The sequence below is a fragment of the Bradyrhizobium sp. CCGUVB4N genome (genome assembly GCF_024199945.1).
In the GTDB taxonomy this organism is placed as follows: Bacteria; Pseudomonadota; Alphaproteobacteria; order Rhizobiales; family Xanthobacteraceae; genus Bradyrhizobium.
Window position 1 is genome coordinate 8,490,447 of the sequence record NZ_JANADP010000001.1, and the last position, 19,470, is coordinate 8,509,916.

At 65.2% G+C, this 19,470-nt stretch carries 15 protein-coding genes; 6 read left to right on the forward strand and 9 right to left on the reverse strand.

Annotated elements, in window-relative coordinates; all coding sequences use genetic code 11:
* Window positions 1-30 precede the first annotated feature (30 nt).
* Both gltB and NLM31_RS39605 read left to right on the forward strand, forming a co-directional pair.
* Entirely contained in the window at window positions 31-4,764 is a 4,734-nt protein-coding gene (gltB, locus tag NLM31_RS39600) for a glutamate synthase large subunit (RefSeq protein WP_254134578.1), read from the forward strand.
* Window positions 4,765-4,919: 155 nt separating this feature from the next.
* Entirely contained in the window at window positions 4,920-6,371 is a 1,452-nt protein-coding gene (locus NLM31_RS39605; RefSeq protein ID WP_254195751.1) for a glutamate synthase subunit beta, read from the forward strand.
* A gap of 168 nt (window positions 6,372-6,539) precedes the next feature.
* On the opposite strand, the gene NLM31_RS39610 is transcribed toward NLM31_RS39605, so the two are convergent.
* Window positions 6,540-8,285, reverse strand: coding sequence for an outer membrane beta-barrel protein (locus tag NLM31_RS39610; protein WP_254195752.1), 1,746 nt, complete (start codon window positions 8,283-8,285; stop codon window positions 6,540-6,542).
* Between the two features lie 192 nt (window positions 8,286-8,477).
* Here NLM31_RS39610 and NLM31_RS39615 point away from each other — a divergent pair, with 192 nt between their 5' ends.
* Entirely contained in the window at window positions 8,478-9,479 is a 1,002-nt protein-coding gene (locus NLM31_RS39615) for an SIS domain-containing protein (RefSeq protein WP_254195753.1), read from the forward strand.
* 155 nt (window positions 9,480-9,634) lie between these two features.
* On the opposite strand, the gene NLM31_RS39620 is transcribed toward NLM31_RS39615, so the two are convergent.
* Window positions 9,635-10,186, reverse strand: a complete 552-nt coding sequence (locus NLM31_RS39620; protein ID WP_254195754.1) for a carboxymuconolactone decarboxylase family protein — start codon at window positions 10,184-10,186, stop codon at window positions 9,635-9,637.
* A gap of 85 nt (window positions 10,187-10,271) precedes the next feature.
* Between NLM31_RS39620 and NLM31_RS39625 the strand changes: the two genes are divergently transcribed.
* Window positions 10,272-10,598, forward strand: coding sequence for a helix-turn-helix domain-containing protein (locus NLM31_RS39625; protein WP_254134583.1), 327 nt, complete (start codon window positions 10,272-10,274; stop codon window positions 10,596-10,598).
* Between the two features lie 44 nt (window positions 10,599-10,642).
* Here the strand turns inward: NLM31_RS39625 and NLM31_RS39630 are convergent, their stop codons facing one another.
* The 4 genes from NLM31_RS39630 to hemH form a co-directional block, all read right to left on the reverse strand.
* Window positions 10,643-11,086, reverse strand: coding sequence for an NfeD family protein (locus tag NLM31_RS39630; protein ID WP_254134584.1), 444 nt, complete (start codon window positions 11,084-11,086; stop codon window positions 10,643-10,645).
* A 49-nt stretch (window positions 11,087-11,135) separates the two neighbouring features.
* The gene (locus tag NLM31_RS39635; protein WP_254195755.1) at window positions 11,136-12,143 is read right to left on the reverse strand and encodes an SPFH domain-containing protein; all 1,008 of its coding nucleotides are present in this window, start codon (window positions 12,141-12,143) and stop codon (window positions 11,136-11,138) included.
* Window positions 12,144-12,350: 207 nt separating this feature from the next.
* Complete coding sequence (locus NLM31_RS39640) at window positions 12,351-13,316, reverse strand: ABC transporter substrate-binding protein (RefSeq protein ID WP_254195756.1); 966 nt, start codon at window positions 13,314-13,316, stop codon at window positions 12,351-12,353.
* 11 nt (window positions 13,317-13,327) lie between these two features.
* Window positions 13,328-14,365: a ferrochelatase gene (gene hemH, locus NLM31_RS39645; RefSeq protein ID WP_254195757.1), complete on the reverse strand. Its 1,038-nt coding sequence runs from the start codon at window positions 14,363-14,365 to the stop codon at window positions 13,328-13,330.
* Between the two features lie 82 nt (window positions 14,366-14,447).
* On the opposite strand from hemH, the gene NLM31_RS39650 reads away from it, so the two are divergent.
* A complete protein-coding gene (locus tag NLM31_RS39650; protein ID WP_254195758.1) occupies window positions 14,448-14,846 on the forward strand; it encodes an MAPEG family protein in 399 nt (132 codons plus the stop codon).
* A gap of 150 nt (window positions 14,847-14,996) precedes the next feature.
* Here NLM31_RS39650 and NLM31_RS39655 read toward each other — a convergent pair whose 3' ends face one another.
* Genes NLM31_RS39655 through NLM31_RS39665 form a run of 3 tightly spaced genes read right to left on the reverse strand, consistent with a single transcriptional unit; the run spans window position 14,997 to window position 18,837 of the window.
* Complete coding sequence (locus tag NLM31_RS39655) at window positions 14,997-16,121, reverse strand: nickel/cobalt transporter (protein ID WP_254195759.1); 1,125 nt, start codon at window positions 16,119-16,121, stop codon at window positions 14,997-14,999.
* The gene (locus NLM31_RS39660) at window positions 16,118-16,750 is read right to left on the reverse strand and encodes a DUF1007 family protein (RefSeq protein WP_254195760.1); all 633 of its coding nucleotides are present in this window, start codon (window positions 16,748-16,750) and stop codon (window positions 16,118-16,120) included. The genes NLM31_RS39655 and NLM31_RS39660 overlap by 4 nt, the downstream gene beginning before the upstream one ends.
* A 5-nt stretch (window positions 16,751-16,755) precedes the next feature.
* Window positions 16,756-18,837 (reverse strand): M3 family metallopeptidase, encoded by a 2,082-nt coding sequence (locus NLM31_RS39665; RefSeq protein ID WP_254195761.1) that lies wholly within the window; start codon window positions 18,835-18,837, stop codon window positions 16,756-16,758.
* A gap of 134 nt (window positions 18,838-18,971) precedes the next feature.
* Here NLM31_RS39665 and NLM31_RS39670 point away from each other — a divergent pair, with 134 nt between their 5' ends.
* Entirely contained in the window at window positions 18,972-19,226 is a 255-nt protein-coding gene (locus NLM31_RS39670; protein WP_254134592.1) for a hypothetical protein, read from the forward strand.
* Window positions 19,227-19,470: the final 244 nt, after the last annotated feature.

Here is a 19,470-nt window from a genome sequence, read left to right on the forward strand (position 1 = left end):
GCAGCTTGCCGCATGGAGAGGATTGGAACAATGAACGGGTCGCAATTCGAGCGCGCAAACATCGTGGCAGAAGAGCTGTCGGCGACGGTCGCCTCGAAAACGACCGATCCGATTCAGGAACACAATTCGCGCCCGCCCGCCGAAGGCCTCTACGATCCGAGCCTGGAGAAAGACTCCTGCGGCGTCGGCTTCATCGCCAACATCAAGGGCAAGAAGTCCCACGAGATCGTCTCGGACGCGCTCAACATCCTCTGCAATCTCGAGCATCGCGGCGCCGTCGGCGCCGACCCGCGCGCCGGTGACGGCGCCGGCATCCTGGTGCAGATCCCGCACGCCTTCTTCAGCCGCAAGGCCAAGGAGCTCGGCTTCGCGCTGCCCGCGCCCGGCGAATACGCCATCGGCGCGCTGTTCATGCCGCGCGACACCGCCTGGCGCAACGTCATCAAGAGCATCATCGCCGACCAGATCAAGGAAGAGGGCCTGACCCTGCTCGGCTGGCGCGACGTGCCGACCGACAATTCCTCGCTCGGCGTCACCGTGAAGCCGACCGAGCCCGCCTGCATGCAGGTGTTCATCGGCCGCAACGGGGTGGCCAAGACCGAGGACGAGTTCGAGCGCCGGCTCTACATCCTGCGCAAGTCGATCTCGCAGGCGATCTACCAGCGCCGCGACCGCGGGCTTGCGGGCTATTACCCGTGCTCGATGTCCTGCCGCACGGTGATCTACAAGGGCATGTTCCTCGCCGACCAGCTCGGCAAGTATTATCCCGATCTGCACGAGAAGGATTTCGAGAGCGCGCTCGCGCTCGTTCACCAGCGCTTCTCGACCAACACCTTCCCGGCGTGGTCGCTGGCGCATCCCTACCGCATGATCGCGCACAACGGCGAGATCAACACGCTGCGCGGCAACACCAACTGGATGGCGGCGCGCCAGGCCTCGGTGAGTTCCGAGCTGTACGGCAAGGACATCAACCGGCTCTGGCCCATTTCCTATGAAGGCCAGTCGGACACCGCCTGCTTCGACAACGCGCTCGAGTTCCTGGTGCAGGGCGGATACTCGCTGCCGCACGCCGTCATGATGATGATTCCGGAGGCGTGGGCCGGCAATCCCCTGATGGATGAGAAGCGCCGCGCCTTCTACGAATATCACGCCGCCCTGATGGAGCCGTGGGACGGCCCGGCCGCGATCGCGTTCACCGACGGCCGCCAGATCGGCGCCACGCTCGACCGCAACGGCCTGCGGCCGGCGCGCTATCTCGTGACCAAGGACGACCGCATCGTGATGGCGTCCGAAATGGGCGTGCTGACCATCCCCGAGGACCAGATCATCACCAAGTGGCGCCTGCAGCCCGGCAAGATGCTGCTGGTCGACCTCGAGCAGGGCCGCCTGATCCCCGACGACGAGATCAAGGCCGAGCTCGCCCGGAGCCATCCCTACAAGGAGTGGCTGGAGCGGACCCAGATCGTGCTGGAAGAGCTGCCGAAGGTGCCGACCACCGGGGTGCGCTCGAACCTGTCGCTTTTGGATCGCCAGCAGGCATTCGGCTACAGCCAGGAAGACATCGCGATCCTGATGACGCCGATGGCGGCTATCGGCGAGGAAGCCGCGGGCTCGATGGGCAACGACACGCCGATCTCGGCGCTGTCGGACAAGGCCAAGCCGCTGTTCACCTACTTCAAGCAGAACTTCGCGCAGGTCACCAACCCGCCGATCGATCCGATCCGCGAAGAGCTGGTGATGAGCCTCGTCTCCATCATCGGACCGCGGCCGAACCTGTTCGACCTGCAGGGCCTCGCCACCACCAAGCGTCTGGAAGCGCGTCAGCCGATCCTGACCGATGCCGATCTCGAAAAGATCCGCTCGATCTCGGAGGTGGCCGAGTCGCACTTCAAGTCGCGCACGCTGGACACGACCTTCCACGCCGGTCTCGGCGCGGCCGGCATGGACCAGGTGCTCGACGAGCTCTGCGCGCGTGCCGAGAGTGCGGTGCGCGAGGGCGTCAACATCATCATCCTGTCCGACCGCATGGTCGGCACGGACCGCGTGCCGATCCCGTCGCTGCTGGCCTGCGCCTCGGTGCATCACCATCTGATCCGCACCGGCCTGCGCACCTCGGTCGGTCTCGTCGTCGAATCCGGCGAGCCGCGCGAAGTGCATCACTTCGCCTGCTTGGCCGGTTACGGCGCCGAAGCGATCAATCCTTATCTGGCGTTCGAAACCATCGTCGCGATGAAGGACCGCCTGCCCGGCTCGCTCGACGACTACGAGATCGTCAAGCGCTACATCAAGTCGATCGGCAAGGGCCTGCTCAAGGTGATGTCCAAGATGGGCATCTCGACCTACCAGTCCTATTGCGGCGCGCAGATCTTCGACGCGGTCGGCCTCAAGGCGGACTTCGTCGCAAAGTTCTTCGCCGGCACGCACACCCGCGTCGAGGGCGTGGGCCTTGCCGAGATCGCCGAAGAAGCGGTGCGACGTCATGCCGACGCGTTCGGCGAGGCGCTGGTCTACAAGACCGCGCTCGATGTCGGCGGTGAATACGCCTATCGCAGCCGCGGCGAGGATCATGCCTGGACCGCGGAATCGGTCGGGCTGCTTCAGCATGCCGCCCGCGGCAATTCGCTGGAGCGCTATCGCGCCTTCGCAAAGATCCTCAACGAGCAGTCGGAGCGTCTCTTGACGCTGCGCGGCCTGTTCCGGATCAAGAACGCCGACGAAGAGAAGCGCAAGCCCATCCCGCTCGACCAGGTCGAGCCGGCCAAGGACATCGTCAAGCGTTTCGCCACCGGCGCGATGAGCTTCGGCTCGATCTCGCGCGAGGCGCACACGACATTGGCGATCGCCATGAACCGGATCGGCGGCAAGTCGAACACCGGTGAAGGCGGCGAGGAAGCCGACCGCTTCAAGCCGATGCCGAACGGCGACAGCATGCGTTCGGCGATCAAGCAGGTCGCCTCGGGCCGCTTCGGCGTCACCACGGAGTATCTCGTCAACTCCGACATGATGCAGATCAAGATGGCGCAGGGCGCCAAGCCCGGCGAAGGCGGCCAACTGCCCGGCCACAAGGTCGACGCGACCATCGCCAAGGTGCGTCACTCGACCCCGGGCGTCGGCCTGATCTCGCCGCCGCCGCACCACGACATCTACTCGATCGAGGATCTGGCGCAGCTGATCTACGACCTCAAGAACGTCAACCCGACGGGCGACGTTTCGGTCAAGCTCGTCTCCGAGATCGGCGTCGGCACGGTGGCCGCGGGCGTCGCCAAGGCGCGCGCCGACCATGTCACCATCGCGGGCTTCGAGGGCGGCACCGGCGCTTCGCCGCTAACCTCGATCAAGCATGCCGGCTCGCCGTGGGAAATCGGCCTTGCCGAGACCCACCAGACGCTGGTGCGCGAGCGGCTGCGCAGCCGCATCGTGGTCCAGGTCGACGGCGGCTTCCGCACCGGCCGTGACGTCGTGATCGGCGCGCTGCTCGGTGCCGACGAGTTCGGCTTTGCCACCGCGCCGCTGATCGCGGCGGGCTGCATCATGATGCGCAAGTGCCATCTCAACACCTGCCCGGTCGGCGTCGCCACGCAAGACCCCGTCCTGCGCAAGCGCTTCACCGGCCAGCCCGAGCACGTGATCAACTACTTCTTCTTCGTCGCGGAAGAAGTCCGCGAGATCATGGCCTCGCTCGGCTTCCGCACCTTCAACGAGATGATCGGCCAGGTTCAGCTGCTCGACCAGACCAGGCTGGTGGCGCACTGGAAGGCCAAGGGCCTCGACTTCTCGAAGCTGTTCGTCAAGCAGAAGGAAGAGAAGGGCCAGAAGATCTATCACTCCGAGCGCCAGAACCATCATCTGGAGGCGGTGCTCGACCGCTCGCTGATCGAGAAGGCACAGCCCTCGCTCGATCGCGGCGCACCGGTGAAGATCGAGGCCACGATCAACAGCACCAACCGCTCCGCGGGTGCGATGCTGTCCGGCGCGGTCGCCAAGATCTACGGCCATGCCGGCCTGCCGCAGGACACCATCCACGTCAGCCTCAAGGGCACGGCCGGCCAGGCCTTCGGCGCGTGGCTCGCCAACGGCGTCACCTTCGAGCTCGAAGGTGAAGGCAACGACTATGTCGGCAAGGGCCTCTCGGGCGGCAAGATCATCGTCAAGCCGCCGGCCAACAGCGGCATCGTGCCCGAAGAGAGCATCATCGTCGGCAACACCGTGATGTACGGCGCGATCCAGGGCGAGTGCTACTTCCGCGGCGTCGCCGGCGAACGTTTCGCCGTGCGCAACTCGGGCGCGGTCGCCGTCGTCGAAGGCGCGGGCGATCATTGCTGCGAATACATGACCGGCGGCATCGTCGTCGTGCTCGGCAAGACCGGACGCAACTTCGCAGCCGGCATGTCGGGCGGCATCGCCTATGTGCTCGACGAGACCGGCGACTTCGACAAGCTGTGCAACATGGCGATGGTCGAGCTCGAGCCGGTGCTGTCGGAAGAGCTGATCAACGCCGGCACCTATCACCACTCCGGTGACCTCGAGGCGCACGGCCGGGTCGACGTGTTCAAGAACCTGCTCGATTCCGACGTCGAGCGGCTGCACGTCCTGATCTCGCGCCACGCCAAGGCGACCGGCTCCAAGCGCGCCGCCGACATCCTTGCCAATTGGAAGGACTGGCTGCCCAAATTCCGCAAGGTGATGCCGGTCGAGTACCGGCGCGCGCTGCGCGAGATGGCCGCCAACGCGGACGCCGAGCCGAAAATCGCGATCGGGGCGTAAATACAAGAGCCTCACGGTGAGGAGGTGCGAAAGCGCCGTCTCGAACCATGAGACCACCAGCCGGGCCTTCATCCTTCGAGACGCGCGTTCCGCGCTCCTCAGGATGAGGGTCTAGCTAGAGACCAAACGACCAAGCGGCAGGGACTTCGGGTTTAATGGGCAAGATCACGGGTTTTCTTGAAATCGAACGGCATGACCGCAAGTACACCCCGGTCGCCGAGCGCGTGAAGCATTACAACGAGTTCGTCGTTCCCTTGACCGAAAAGGAAACGCGCGACCAGGCCGCGCGCTGCATGAACTGCGGCATTCCCTATTGCCATGGCACCGGCTCGGTCGCGCCGGGCACGCCCGGCTGTCCGGTCAACAACCAGATCCCTGACTTCAACGACCTCGTCTATCAGGGCAATTGGGAAGAAGCCTCGCGCAACCTGCACTCGACCAACAATTTCCCGGAGTTCACCGGCCGCATCTGCCCGGCGCCGTGCGAAGCGTCCTGCACGCTCAACATCGACGACAACCCGGTCACCATCAAGACCATCGAATGCGCAATCGTCGACCGCGCCTGGGACAATGGCTGGCTGAAGCCTGAAGTGGCAGCCGTCAAGACCGGCAAGAAGGTCGCCGTGATCGGCTCGGGTCCGGCCGGCATGGCCTGCGCGCAACAGCTCGCGCGCGCCGGCCACGACGTGCACCTGTTCGAGAAGTTCGCCAAGGCCGGCGGCCTGCTGCGTTATGGCATTCCCGACTTCAAGATGGAGAAGGGCGTCATCGACCGCCGCGTCAAGCAGATGGAAGGCGAAGGCGTCACCTTCCACTACAACAGCCATGTCGGCGTCGACGGCAATGTCGATCCGCGCGAGATGCTCAACCAGTACGACGCGATCGCACTGACCGGCGGCGCGGAAGCCCCGCGCGACCTGCCGATCCCCGGCCGCGAGTTCGACGGCATCCACTACGCGATGGACTTCCTGCCGCAGCAGAACCGCCGCGTCTCCAGCGAGCCGCTCAACGGCGTCACCGAGATTTTGGCCGGCGGCAAGCATGTCGTCGTCATCGGCGGCGGCGACACCGGAAGCGACTGCATCGGCACCTCGCTGCGCCAGGGCGCGCTCTCGGTGACCCAGCTCGAGATCATGCCCGCCCCGCCCGAGCGCGAGAACAAGGGCCTGACCTGGCCGAACTGGCCTCTCAAGATGCGGACGTCGTCGAGCCAGGCCGAAGGCGCGATCCGCGAATACGCGGTGCTGACGCAAAAGTTCACCGCCGAGAACGGCAAGGTCAAGAAGCTGCACTGCGTGCGCGTCGACGACAAGTTCAAGCCGATCGAAGGCACCGAGTTCGAGCTCGACGCCGAGCTGGTCCTGCTCGCGATGGGCTTCGTCCATCCCGTGCACGAGGGCCTGCTGAAGCAGCTCGCGGTCGACCTCGACCCGCGCGGCAACGTCAAGGCCAACACTCTGGACTACCAGACCTCGCGCCCGAACGTCTTCTCCGCCGGCGACATGCGCCGCGGCCAGTCGCTGGTGGTCTGGGCTATCCGCGAAGGCCGGCTGTGCGCCCGCTCGATCGATACGTTCCTGATGGGGAAGACGGATCTGCCGCGCTGAGTTTTTTTGCTCGGCCGCCAAATTGGCAAACGGTGTCATCGCCCGGCTTGACCGGGCGATCCAGTATTCCAGAGACGTCAAACGTATGCGGATGGGCCGCGGCGTACTGGATGCCCCGGTCAAGCCGGGGCACGACAGCGGAGTGAGTGGCAACGCCCTCGCCGCCCCTTAATTCTGCAACCTCACCCCCAGCATCACCACCGTCCCCTGCGAGCTCGAGCCCGGCTGGTTCGAATCCAGGATGTCGTGGCGCAGCGTGCCCTTGATCCAGACATTGCGGTTGAGCTTGTAGATCAGATTGCCTTCGATCGAGTAGGTCTTGTCGTTGCGATTCTGGCCCTGGTAGTCGTAGGTGCCGTAGGTGAACTTGCCGATCGCGGTGAGCCAACGGCGGAAGTCGTGGTCGACTTCGGCGGCATAGGTGTGCACCAGCACGCCCGAGGAGCCGGGGATCGTGGTTTCCGCGATCTGGGTGTCGGTGTTGAATTTCACCGTCGTCAGCCCGCTCGCGTTCCAGATCAGCGAGCCCGAGGTCAGGAAGCCCGAGAGCTGGCTCAGCCGCGGGTCGACATAGTTGCGCGCGGAGTAGCCGACCGAGATTTCGCCGGTGAGGATGCGCGAGAACTCGAAGGACGAGCCGACCTTGGCGTAGCCGCCGGTTGAATCGCGGAAATAGCCATTGCGATCGGCGGCCTGGTCGTGGACCCGGTTGTCGCCCTCGATCTCGACGAAGGGCTTGAGGCCCGGCTTCAGCTCGTAGGAGAAGCGCCCGACGCCGCCATACTGGTTGAAGTCACGATCGTCGTTGCTGAAGGTCGAACCGTCGGTGAGTTTTGAATCCGTATAGGCCGTGCGATCGATGGTGGCGCCGGCCGCGACCTGGAAGCGATTGAAGGTCTGGTCGAAGCCGAAGGTGCCGCCATAGGTGGCGTAGACCGGATATTTCTGCAGGCCGGCCTGCACGTTCGGGCTGCCGGGATTGTCGGTGGCGAGCCGCAGACGGAATTGCGAGGTCAGCTTGAGATCGCGATCGACGTCGAAGCGGCCGTCGACATGGCCGGTGAAATCGGGACGGTTGATCTCGACCGGCGACGGCGAGGCAAGGCCGTCGATCGTCGCCGGCATGTTGTTGGTGTAGCCGGAGAACGAGCCGCGCAAGTCAGCGACCAGCGCGTGGCGCTCCCAGTCGGACATGACGAGCAGATCCGGCGCGACGACATAGACCGGCGAACCAACCGGCTTCTGCAGGCGCGCTGGATTGGTGTCGTACCCGGTAGAGAGTTCGAGCCCGCCCTTGATCAGAAAACTGCCGGCGTAATCACCGACCGCGCCGAACGCGTCGTCATCGATCTTGAGGCGACGGCGCTGCGGCTGGCCGGGCACGGTGCCTGCCATCGCCGGCGGCAACGGCGCCTTGTTCGCGGTCTCCGACGGCGGCGGCGCAATGCGCGGCGCACCGAGAGGCGACAGCGTCGGTGTTGCGGACGGCACCGGCGAGCCCGGACCTACGGGCTTCTTCGGCTTCGGCTGGCCCGGATAGAGCTTTGGCTGCTGGCGCTTGCGATTGAGCGAGTCGTAGCCGGAGCTGCTCGCGCCGTTCGCTGCGGGCAGGCCATAGGTCGGGACCTGGCCGACGCGCGAGGTCGCGGGTGCATCGCTTTTCTTGCGCGGATCGTCGTTGGGATCCGGCGGTGCCGGGATCGCATCCGACGGCGCCTGCGGCACACCGGCCGTACGCCGCGTCGGCAGCGTGTCAGGCGCGGCAAAGCCACCGCGGGTGGGATTGAACAGGTCGGGCGTGACGCTCTGGGCGGCCGCCGGCGCGCTTTCCAGCGCGGTCAGCAGCAGGCACGGCAAAGCGGCGCGAAAGACGTGCGCGCACCTGCTCCGGCCCCTACCTGGAGGCGACCCCACGATGGAATAACTCCAACGAAATCAAATACTTTCACGATGACCTCCCACCGGCTCGCGGGAACCATCGTTAATGGAGTTAAAACAATTATGGTTAATGACCGGTTGAGGGTTGTGGAGCCCGCGTCGCCTCACGGGCCGGGGCGTGCTAAGCAGGCGCCAACGGGCCGACGCCCCTCCTCCCTGGACCAGAACATGCCGAGTTCGAAACCGCTGATGACCCCATCATCCGCCCCCGCCAGCGTCGAATCCGCTCTCCGCACACTGGAGACCGAGAGCGGCGGCATCAATGCGCTCGCGGCCGCCCTGCGCGGCCCGCTCGGCGAAGCCTTCGCCAAGGCGGTCGACCTGATCCGCAACGCCGAGGGCCGCGTCATCGTCACCGGGCTCGGCAAGTCCGGCCACATGGCGCGCAAGATCGCCGCGACCCTCGCCTCGACCGGCACGCCGGCCTTCTTCGTTCACACCGCTGAAGCCGCCCATGGCGACCTCGGCATGATCACCACCGACGACGTCATCATGGCGCTGTCCTGGTCCGGCGAGCAGCCGGAGATGAAGACGCTGGTGAACTATTCCGCCCGCTTTGCCATCCCCATGATCGCGGTGACGTCGAATGCGGCGTCCTCGCTGGGACAGGCCGCCGACATCGTGCTCGAGCTGCCGAAGGCGCGCGAGGCCTGCCCGCACAATCTGGCACCGACCACTTCGACCATGATGCAGGTCGCGATCGGCGATGCCATCGCGATTGCGCTGCTCGAAGGCCGCGGCTTCACCGCGCTGGAGTTCGCGCACTTCCACCCCGGCGGCAAGCTGGGCGCGATGCTGAAATTCGTTCGCGATTATATGCGCACCGGCGCGGAGATCCCGGTCAAGCCTGAAGGCACCAAGATGTCGGACGCGGTGATGGAGATGTCGGCCAAGGGGCTTGGCTGCGTCTGCATCGTCAATGCCGCGAACGAGGCCGTGGGCATCATCACCGACGGCGATTTGCGCCGCCACATGCGGCCGGACCTGCTGACGGTGTCGGTCGACGACATCATGACGCGGCAGCCGAAGACTGTACCGCCCACGATGCTCGCCAGCGAGATGATCGAGGTGCTGAACACCCGTAAGATCACGACGCTGGTCGTGACCGAGGCGGACAAGGTGGTTGGCATCGTGCATCTGCACGATCTGCTGCGGGCGGGCGTGGCGTAGTTTCTTCGCCTCTCCCCGCCTGCGGGGAGAGGCCGGAATACGCGCGGCACGCGGGTATTCCGGGTGAGGGGGACTCTCCACGAGTCCAACTATCACCTCCCCCGCGGAGACTCCCCCTCACCCCAACCCTCTCCCCGCAAGCGGGGCGAGGGAGTCTACGTCGGAAACCGCGCCGCCTTCTCCTCCAGCGGCAGCCGTAAGCCGTTCGCGAGATACGATACCGTGCGATAGAAGCCGCACAGCAGCATGACCTCCAGAATCTGCGCCGCGTCGTAATGCGCCGCCAGCGCGGAAAACTCAGCGTCGGTGAAGGTCGCTCTGGTGTGCAGTGCGTCCACTGCCGCGATCAGGGCCTGCTCGGCCGTCGACCAGCAGGATGAACTCGCATCGCCCTCGACAGTCGCCCGCACGTCTTCCTCGGTAAGGCCCGCCGGGCCCGCGAAGATCGCGACATGCACGCCCCATTCATATTCGCAATTGTTCAACGCGCAGGTGCGGTCGATGACGATCTCGCGCTGGCGCAGGGAGAGTGGACCCGGATCAAGAAGCCCGCCGGCGCGAAACTTGTCCCAGGCGCGGGTGTGGCCGGCCATCACCCGGAACAGCACCAGCGGCGGCGCGCCGCGCATGATGCGGTCGAACTGCGCCTGGATATCCGGGGGATAAGGCTGATCGAGCGGAGCGATACGCGGCGTCGGCTGGGACATCGGGCGCCTTCCCTTGCTACATTTATCGTAGCAATACGCTACACTTTCTGTAGCAATGCGCAAGAGGGCTTCCAGGAGAGCTTCAATGGCAAAGCAGGCCAGCTCCAAAACACGCAGCGTGCGCGGCTCGCGCAGCGGACGGCCGATCATGGCGCTGCTCGACCTCCTCGGACAGCGCTGGACCCTTCGCATCCTCTGGGAATTGCGCGACGCCCCCCTCACCTCCCGCGCACTGCGCACGGCCTGCGACGAGGCTTCGCCGACAGTGCTGCAGGCGCGGCTGACGGAGCTGCGCGAGGCCGGCTTTGTGGAGCTCGGCGACGGCGGCGGCTATGGGCTGACGCCGCTGGGGCGAGAGCTGTGCGAGACCTTCATGCCGCTGCACAGGTTTGCGGAGAGGTGGAAGAAGTAGAGCCCTTGCTGACCCTCCCCTGCAGGGGGAGGGTAAGAATCGAACTACGCCGCGGCCACCGTCAGATTGACGCCGTCCACCTGGACCACCTTCACCCGCGTTCCCGCCGGCGTGTCCGGGCCGGCCACGCGCCAGACCGTGTCGCCGATGCGGACGGTGCCGTTGCCGTCGATGATCGGCTTCTCCAGCGTGAACTCGCGGCCGAGCAGCGCCTCGGTGCGCCTGTTGAGGAAGGGGCTGGCGCTGGCATCCGGCTTCGGCCGGGCGAGCCGGCGCCACACCGGAACGGCGGCGGCAGCGAACACCGCGAACATCACGAGCTGGATCTGCCAGGATATGAGCATAGCGAACGAGATCAGGCCGACCAGCAACGCGGCCAGCCCGAGCCAGAACAGGAACACGCCCGGCGCAATCACCTCCAGCGCCATCAGGATGAAGCCGAAGATCAGCCAGTTCCAGGTGCCGAGCGATACGAACATGTCGGTCATGACACGACCTCTTTATATTAGCGCATGACCTTAGATCATGCGCCGTTCCTTACCCCTGCCGCGGCGGGACCGCCGGCGGTGTCGTGCCGCCGGTCGGCGGTACCGAGCTGGTACGGCGCGCGGCGGCGGCGGCAGATGCTGCGCTTTCGCCGAACGTCGCCTTCGCGATCTCGCCGATGCCGGCGAGCGAGCCGAGCATGGAGGTTGCTTCCATCGGCAGCATGATGATCTTCTGGTTCGGCGCGTCCGCGAACTGGCCGAACGCCTTGATATACTTGTCGGCGATGAAATAGTTCAGTGCAGCGACGTCGCCCTTGCCGATCGCGTCCGACACCGCCAGCGTCGCCTTGGCTTCGGCTTCGGCCAGTCGCTCGCGTGCCTCGGCGTCGCGGAAGGCGGCTTCGCGACGGCCTTCGGCCTGAAGGATCTGGCCCTGCTTGGCGCCTTCGGCGCGCAGGATCTCGGACTGGCGCTGACCTTCGGCGGCGAGAATATCGGCACGCTTGACGCGCTCGGCCTTCATCTGCCGGCCCATCGCTTCGACGAGATCGGCCGGCGGCACGATGTCCTTGATCTCGATGCGGTTGACCTTGACGCCCCAGGACGAGACCGCGGCATCGACCACGCGCAGCAGGCGCTCGTTGATCTCGTCGCGGTGCGACAGCACCTGGTCGAGATCCATCGAACCCATCACCGAGCGGATGTTGGTCATGGTCAAAACCGTGATCGCCTGCGTCAGATTGGCGACCTCGTAGCTCGCCTTCGCCGCATCGAACACCTGGAAGAAGGCGACGCCGTCCACCGTCACGGTGGCGTTGTCCTTGGTGATGACCTCCTGCTCGGGAATGTCGATCACCTGCTCCATCATGTTGATCTTGCGCCCGACGCGATCGAAATAAGGCACGATCAGATTGAGCCCGGGGCTCAGCGTCTGGGTGTATTTGCCGAACCGTTCGATGGTCCAGTCATAGCCCTGCGGCACTGTTTTCACGCCGGCAATCAGCGTGACGATGACGAGCAACACCAGAACAATCGCGAAAATATCGAAACCGCTCATATTTCCTCCAAGGCGGGACCAGACCCTTCCCGCGCTGCCATTGGTCGGGACCAGGACCCTACCGGTTCAGCGGTCGCTTTTCAGGTCGGCATCCACACCATTCTGCACAAGACGCGACGAGAGGGAACGCTCACGATTATGTATTTACGAAGGGCCCTTGAAAGCGTCCAGACGCAGACCTAGCGGCAAAGGTTAACGATTGCGTCGCTATTCGATGACGTCGTTCGCGATTGCGAGCAGGCCTGGAGAAAGCATGACGCCGAGCGCCTTGGCCGTTTTCAGGTTGACGGCGAGCTCGAACTTGGTGGGATTCTGGACCGGCAGGTCCGCGGGCATCGCGCCTTTCAGGATGCGATCGATATAGGAGGCGGCGCGCCGCAACTGCTCGGCGCTGTCCGTGCTGTAGGACATCAGCCCGCCCTCGTCGACGAAGACGCGGCTCCAGAAAACCGCCGGCGCGCGTGCCTCATTGATTGCCGCCAGCAGCTGCGCACGATTGGCCATGGTGAAGAAGTCGGGCAGCACCAGGAGCGCGCCGTCCCTGCGCGAGGCCAGCGCCGCGATCGAGGCGGCATCGTGCACCGGCGCGGGCTCGACCGTGACATGAAGCGTGCGCGCGGCATCCTCGAGCGTGCGCAGCATCAGGGGCGCGAACGGGGCGGTGGCGGGATTGTAGACGACGAAAACGCGGGACACTTTTGGCGTGACCTGCGTCAGCATCTCCAGCCATTTTCCGGCGAGCGGGCCGTCATAGTCGGTGAAGCCGGTGATGTTGCCGCCGGGATGAGCGAGATTTTGCACAAAGCCCTGGCTGACGGGATCGGTGACGACGGCGAACACGATGGGAATCGTCGTCGTGCGCTGGCGCAGCTCTTCCACCGAGGGCGTGCCGATCGCGAGCAGGACATCGGGCTTCAGCGCGATCAGCTCGTCTGCAAGCGGAGCGATGGGGGCACGATCGCCGGCCCCGCTGCGCCAGTCGACCTTGATATTGTCTTGCTCCTTCCAGCCGTGGGCGGCGAGCGCCTCGGCGAGGCGGGCCTGCCCGATCACGTCGTCGGCCGTGACCGAGAGCACGCCCAGCCGGCGCGGTGCATTCGGCTGCTGCGCCAGCACCGAAGCCGGCCATGCCGCAAGTGTCCCAAGAAGCGCCAGACAGTCGCGGCGGTTCATGGGAGACATCATCAGATCCAGCCCTGAAGTTCGCGCAGCACCAGCGTCCGGATCACGTCCATGCCGGGATCGCTGTCGTTGAGGCAGGGGATCGCGGAAAACTGCTCGCCGCCATTGTGCTTGAAGATCTCGGCGTTCTCCTGCGCGATCTCCTCCAGCGTTTCCAGGCAGTCGGCGGAGAAGCCCGGCGTCACCACCGCGATGCGGCGCACGCCTTCCCTGGCGAGACGCTCCATCGTCTTGTCGGTGTAAGGCTGCAGCCACTCGTCATTGCCGAAGCGCGACTGGAAGGTCAGGAGCAGCTTGGTGTCGTCCATGCCGAGCCGGCGGCGCAGCGCTTCGGTCGTGGCGATGCAGTGGCTCTGATAGGGATCGCCCTTGTCGACATAGGATTTCGGCATGCCGTGGAAGGAGGCGACGATCAGCTCGGGCCTGAACGGCAGCGTCGCCAGATGCGTCTCGATCGAGACCGCGAGCGCCTCGATATAGGCGTCGTCCGCGTAATAAGGCGGCGTCACCCGCAGCGTCGGCTGATTGCGCAGGCGGGCGAGCACGCGGAACACCTCGTCGCAGACGGTCGCCGAGGTCGAGGCGGAATATTGCGGATAGAGGGGCACGGCGAGGATCCGGTCGCAGCCCTTGGCGATGAGTGCATCGATACCCGCCTTGATCGAGGGATTGCCATAGCGCATCGCCCAATCCACCACGACATGGACGCGGTCCGACAGCGCGGCGGCGAGCTTGTCGCTCTGCGAGCGCGTGATGGTCTTCAGCGGCGACTCGTTTCGCTCGTTGTTCCAGATCTTCCGGTAGTCGAGCGCCTTGGTGCGGGGACGGCTGCGCAGGATGATGCCGTTCAGCACCAGCTGCCAGATCAGGCCCTGGTCCTCGATGACGCGGGCATCCGACAGGAATTCCTTGAGATAGACCCGCACGCCCGGGGCGTCGGCGGTGTCGGGCGTACCGAGATTGACCAGCAGTACGCCGACGCGCGGCTGGGCTGACGGCACAGCCGGTTTCGTGGCCTGGATGGGGGTGACGGTCGTCATGATCCGTTGGGTCGCGCGTTGCCCCGAACTTGTCAAGATGAGCCCGGTTTCGCTAGGGTCGCGCCCAAGCGGGGGAGGGAAGATGACACTCGCGGAATGGTGCATATTTGGAGCGCTGCTGCTCTATCTCTTGACGATCGTCTCGATCAAATGGATCCGGTTTCGCGGCTTCGACAATTCCCGGCCGCGCGATCCCGCGTTCTATCAGGACGCGATCGCGCAGCGCGCGCTCGGCGCGCATCAGAACGGGATCGAGACGTTTCCGTTCTTTGCCTTTGCCGTGCTGCTCGCCGAATTCCGGGACTCGCCGCAGCGCCTGATCGACGAGCTCGCGGTGCTGTTCCTGATCGTGCGGATCGCCTATGTGTTGACCTATCTCGGCAACCGCCCGACGCTCCGCTCGATCCTCTGGAGCATCGGCTTTGCGATCAATCTCGGGATTTTCTTCATGCCGCTGCTGAAGCGGCTTTTGCCGGTGTGAACCTCCGTGTCCCGGACGCGGTGCAGCGCTCTTGCGCTGCTCCGCAGAGCCGGGACCCAGAAGGCTATAGCTTGCCGAGCGGAGAGATGGGCCCCGGCTCAGCAGCGCACCGCTACGCGCTGCGTTGCGTCCGGGGCACGAGAGTTTTGCCTAGAAACACGTCGTCCGCTCGGCCGCGACATAGCCAAGCAACAGGCCTGCGCCAAACAGCAGCACGAGGGCGGCAGCGGCGAATTCGATGCCGCGCATGAACAGCGCGCCGCCGCCGTCGCGGGCTCCGCTCAGGCGGCCGGCGATGTCCTTCGCGGAGACAGCAATCACGGCGATGGCCGCAACCGTAATCGCAGTGCCGAGCCCCATCAGGAAGGTCGCGGCGATGCCGGCCCAGAACAGGCCCTGGGCGAGCGCGAACACCAGCACCAGGATCGCACCGGAGCAGGGGCGGATGCCGACGGTCAGGATCGCGGCAAAACCGCGCCGCCAGCCGCCGGGGCCCGCGAGCTCGCTCGGCGTGGGGCCATGGGAATGGCCGCAGTGCTCGTCGTGGACGTGGTCATGAGCGTGATGCGCATGGGCGTGACCATGGTCATGGTGATCATGGTCGTGATCGTGGTGATGATGATCATGCGCATCATGATGATGGTGATGGCCGTGATCGTGATGGTCATGCGGCACGCCGGCGATCGCCGGCACCGGCTGCGTCGCCTGGAGCGCGCGGATGAAGGTGCGGCCCTTGACCCAGACCAGCCGCAGACCGAACAGGGCGATCAGGCCGTAGCTTGCGATCTCGATCGCGCCCTCCGCCTTGCACATGGTCTTGGCCGTCGCATTCAGGATCCAGGCCGAGATGCCGACGATCAGGATCGCCACCAACGACTGCATCAGCGCCGAGGCAAAGGACAGCGCGATGCCGCGCCGCGCGGTCTCGCGGTTGGCGACGAGATAGGAGGCGATCACCGCCTTGCCGTGGCCGGGACCGGCGGCATGGAAGATGCCGTAGGCAAACGAGATGAAGATCAGCGTCCACACGGCCGAGCCGTCTGTCTTGGCAGCGCGGATGGTCGACGACATCTGACGATAGAATTCCGACTGCTTTGCCAAGAGCCAGCCGATCAGGCCGCTGGCCTCCGGCTCGGCGGCAGGCGCCTGTTTCGGCGCGCCGAACGGGTTTTGCGCCAAGACATCGTGGGTCGTGGCATCGGCCAGACCGACGACGAGGAGAACAGCGGCACAGGCGAGGAGCCCGCGCATGAGCGGCGAGAGATGCGGCTTCAAGGGCAATCCACCGTGATCTTGTTGGCGAACATCATGCCGAAATTGGCATTCGGGCCGTCCATGAAGGTCTGCTCGTTGAGCTTCTGCGCGGTCGCTGTGCCGTCGCTGGGACGATCGAGCTTCATCTGGCAGCCGGCCGGCGCGCCGACAAGCTTGACCGGATTGTCCTTGGCCATCTGGAAATCGATGAAGAAGGAGCGGTCGAACACTTCCAGCATCAGTTGCTTCGGCTTGAGCGGCGTCTTCAGCGGCAAGGTGAAGTGCAGGGTCAGCACCGTATCCTTGTAGTCGAGATAATAGTCGACCGGCTCGTTAAAGCGCTCTTTCTTGCCGTCGGCTCGCGCAAAGGTGAAGTAGGCATATTCCTTCAGCGACTCGACATTGGTCTGCGCCAGCGGTCCCAGCTCCTCGCGGGTGTAGGCGCCCTTTTTCTTGGCTTCGAGCCCCTGCACTGCATAGGCCGAGAACATGTCGTCGAAGGTCCAGGCGTGGCGGACGCCGGTAATCGAGCCGTCCTCGGCATAGAGCAGTTCGCTGGTCGCCGTGATCCAGACATGCGGATGCGCGCTCGCCGCAGGCGCGGCGAACGTGATTGCAGCGGCGAGCAGCCATCCGAACAGGCGGCGCATGCCGGTCAGGCCGCCTTGGCGTCGTCGAGCAGGCCGCGACGACGGAGCAGCGCGTCGGGCTCGGGCGGGCGGCCGCGGAAGGCCTCGTAGGCCGCTTCCGGATCGACCGAGCCGCCGCTCGAATAGATGTCGTCGTGCAGGCGTTTTGCGACCGCGGGATCGAAGATGTTGCCGGCCTCCTCGAAGGCGCCGAAGGCGTCGGCATCCATCACCTCCGACCACATGTAGCTGTAGTAGCCCGCGGCATAGTGATCGCCGGAGAAGATGTGGCCGAATTGCGTGGGCCGGTGCCGCATCGAGATTTCCTCGGGCATGCCGATCTTCTCGAGCTCCTTCTTCTCGAAGGCGCGGACATCCTGCACGGCCGCGGCAGGCTGGGAGTGGAATTCGAGATCCACCAGCGCCGAGGAGACGAACTCGACGGTGGCAAAGCCCTGGTTGAACTTGCGCGCGGCAAGGAAGCGCTTGAGCAGATCGTCCGGCAGCGGCTCGCCGGTCTGGTAGTGGCGGGCGAACTGCTGCAGCACCTCGGGCCGCTCCTGCCAGTGCTCGTAGAGCTGCGAGGGCAGCTCGACGAAATCGGTGAACACCGAGGTGCCCGACAGCGACGGGTAGGTCACGTTGGAGAGCATGCCGTGCAGGCCGTGGCCGAACTCGTGGAACAGGGTGCGGGCATCGTCAGGCGACAGCAGCGAGGGCTCGGCGCCCGTGCCCTTGGCAAAATTGCAGACATTGATGACGAGCGGCGCGATCTCGCCGTCGAGTTTCTGCTGGTCGCGCAGCGAGGTCATCCAGGCGCCGGAGCGCTTTGACGGCCGAGCGTAGTAGTCGCCGTAGAACAGCGCCTTGTGCTTGCCGTCGGGGCCCTTCACCTCCCAGACCCGGACATCCGGGTGCCAGACCGGCACGTCCTTGCGCTCGGCGAAAGTGATGCCGAACAGGCGGGTGGCGCAGTCGAAGGCGGCGGCGATCATGTGGTCGAGCGTCAGATAGGGCTTGATCGCGGCGTCGTCGAAATTGGCGCGCTGCAGGCGGAGCTTTTCGGCGTAGAAGCGCCAGTCCCAGGGCGCGAGCTTGAAATTGCCGCCCTCCTCCGTGATCAGCGCCTGCATCTCGTCGCGGTCGGCGAGCGCCCGCGCCCGGGCCGGCTTCCAGACCCGCTCGAGCAGGCCGCGAACCGCATCCGGCGTCTTGGCCATGGAGTCTTCGAGACGGTAGGCGGCGAAGGTCGGGTAGCCCAACAGTTTGGCACTCTCCTCGCGCAGCTTCAGGATCTCGCCGATGGTCGTGTTGTTGTCGTTGCCATTGCCGTTGTCGCCGCGCGCGGTGAAGGCCTTGTAGACCTTCTCGCGCAGGTCGCGCCGGGCCGAGCTCTTCAGGAACGGCTCGGTCGAGGAGCGTGACAGCGTCACGATGGCCTTGCCCTCCATGCCGCGATCTTCTGCCGCAGCCCTGGCGGCGGCCACAAAGCTCTCCGGCAGGCCCTGGCGGTCGGCCTCCCCCAACTCCATGAACCAGTCCTGCTCGTCGCCGAGCAGATGATGGCTGAAGCCGGTCGCGAGCTGGGCCAGCTTCTCGTTGATCTCGGCCATGCGCGTCTTGGCCTCGTCGGAGAGGCCAGCGCCGGCGCGGTGGAAGCGGGTGTAGGTGCGCTCCAGCAGGCGGAGCTGCTCCGGGTTGAGGCCGAGATTGGCGCGGTTCTCGTGCAGCTGGGCGATGCGGCCAAACAGCACGGCGTTCATCATGATCGGATTCCAGTGCCGCGCCATCCGCAAGGAGACCTCCTTGTCGATGTCCAGGATGGTCGGGTTGGAATGCGCCGAGACCAGGTCGTAGAACACGGAGGCGACCTTGCTGAGCAGCTTGCCGGAGCGCTCCAGCGCCGTGATGGTGTTGGCGAAGTCGGCCGTGGCCGGATCGTTGGTGATCGCCGCGATCTCGGCGGAGTGATCGGCAAAGGCCTGCTCGAAGGCGGGCAGGAAGTGCTCCGGCGTGATCTCGTCGAAAGGTGGGGTCGCAAACGGCGTCACCCAGGCCTTCAGCAGCGGGTTGGTCTCGGAGTCCGTGGTTTGGCGGGGATCTGACATCGCAAGTCCGTTTTTTGAGCCGATTTGTTGGGTCCAGCTTAGCACGCCATGGGGCTTTTTTGGGCCATTTGGCCTTGCTCCCGCCCGCCTTTTCGGGGAGATTGCGGCCCTCGAAGCCACGGACCCCTATGCCCATGAACGCGCCCTCCTCATCTTCCCGTCAGATCGTCTGGCCGAGCGTCATCACCGTCATCAGCGCCGCCATCCTGATCGGCGCCGAGGTGTTCGGCGCGGCGTTTGCCGGCGGCTGGGCGCTCGCGATTCTGTTCGGACTCGGCGACCAGGGCGCGCACATCCTCCAGGCCGTGCTGTTCGCACTCGGCGTGCTGGTGATGACCGCCTTCATCCGCGCCGCTCAGCGCGTCGAGCCGTTCTTCAAGCGCGGCTGACGCTCCGCGCGCGCGTCTGAGTCACGCGCACGACACAGAAAACTTAACGCGCATTCATCTTCCGCGTCGCTCGCGCAACACCGCGCAAGCAGATGTTAGGCAATCCTGTCTTCAGCCTAAAAAAATTCTTGCGAAGCCGAGTCAAAACGCTTATGTGCGCTCTTGCCCAATTTCGCACGTGCCTGTGGTCGTGTGTCAGTCGGTAGGTATCCGGACAAGAGGCCGGACAGCCGCCAAGGGGTGA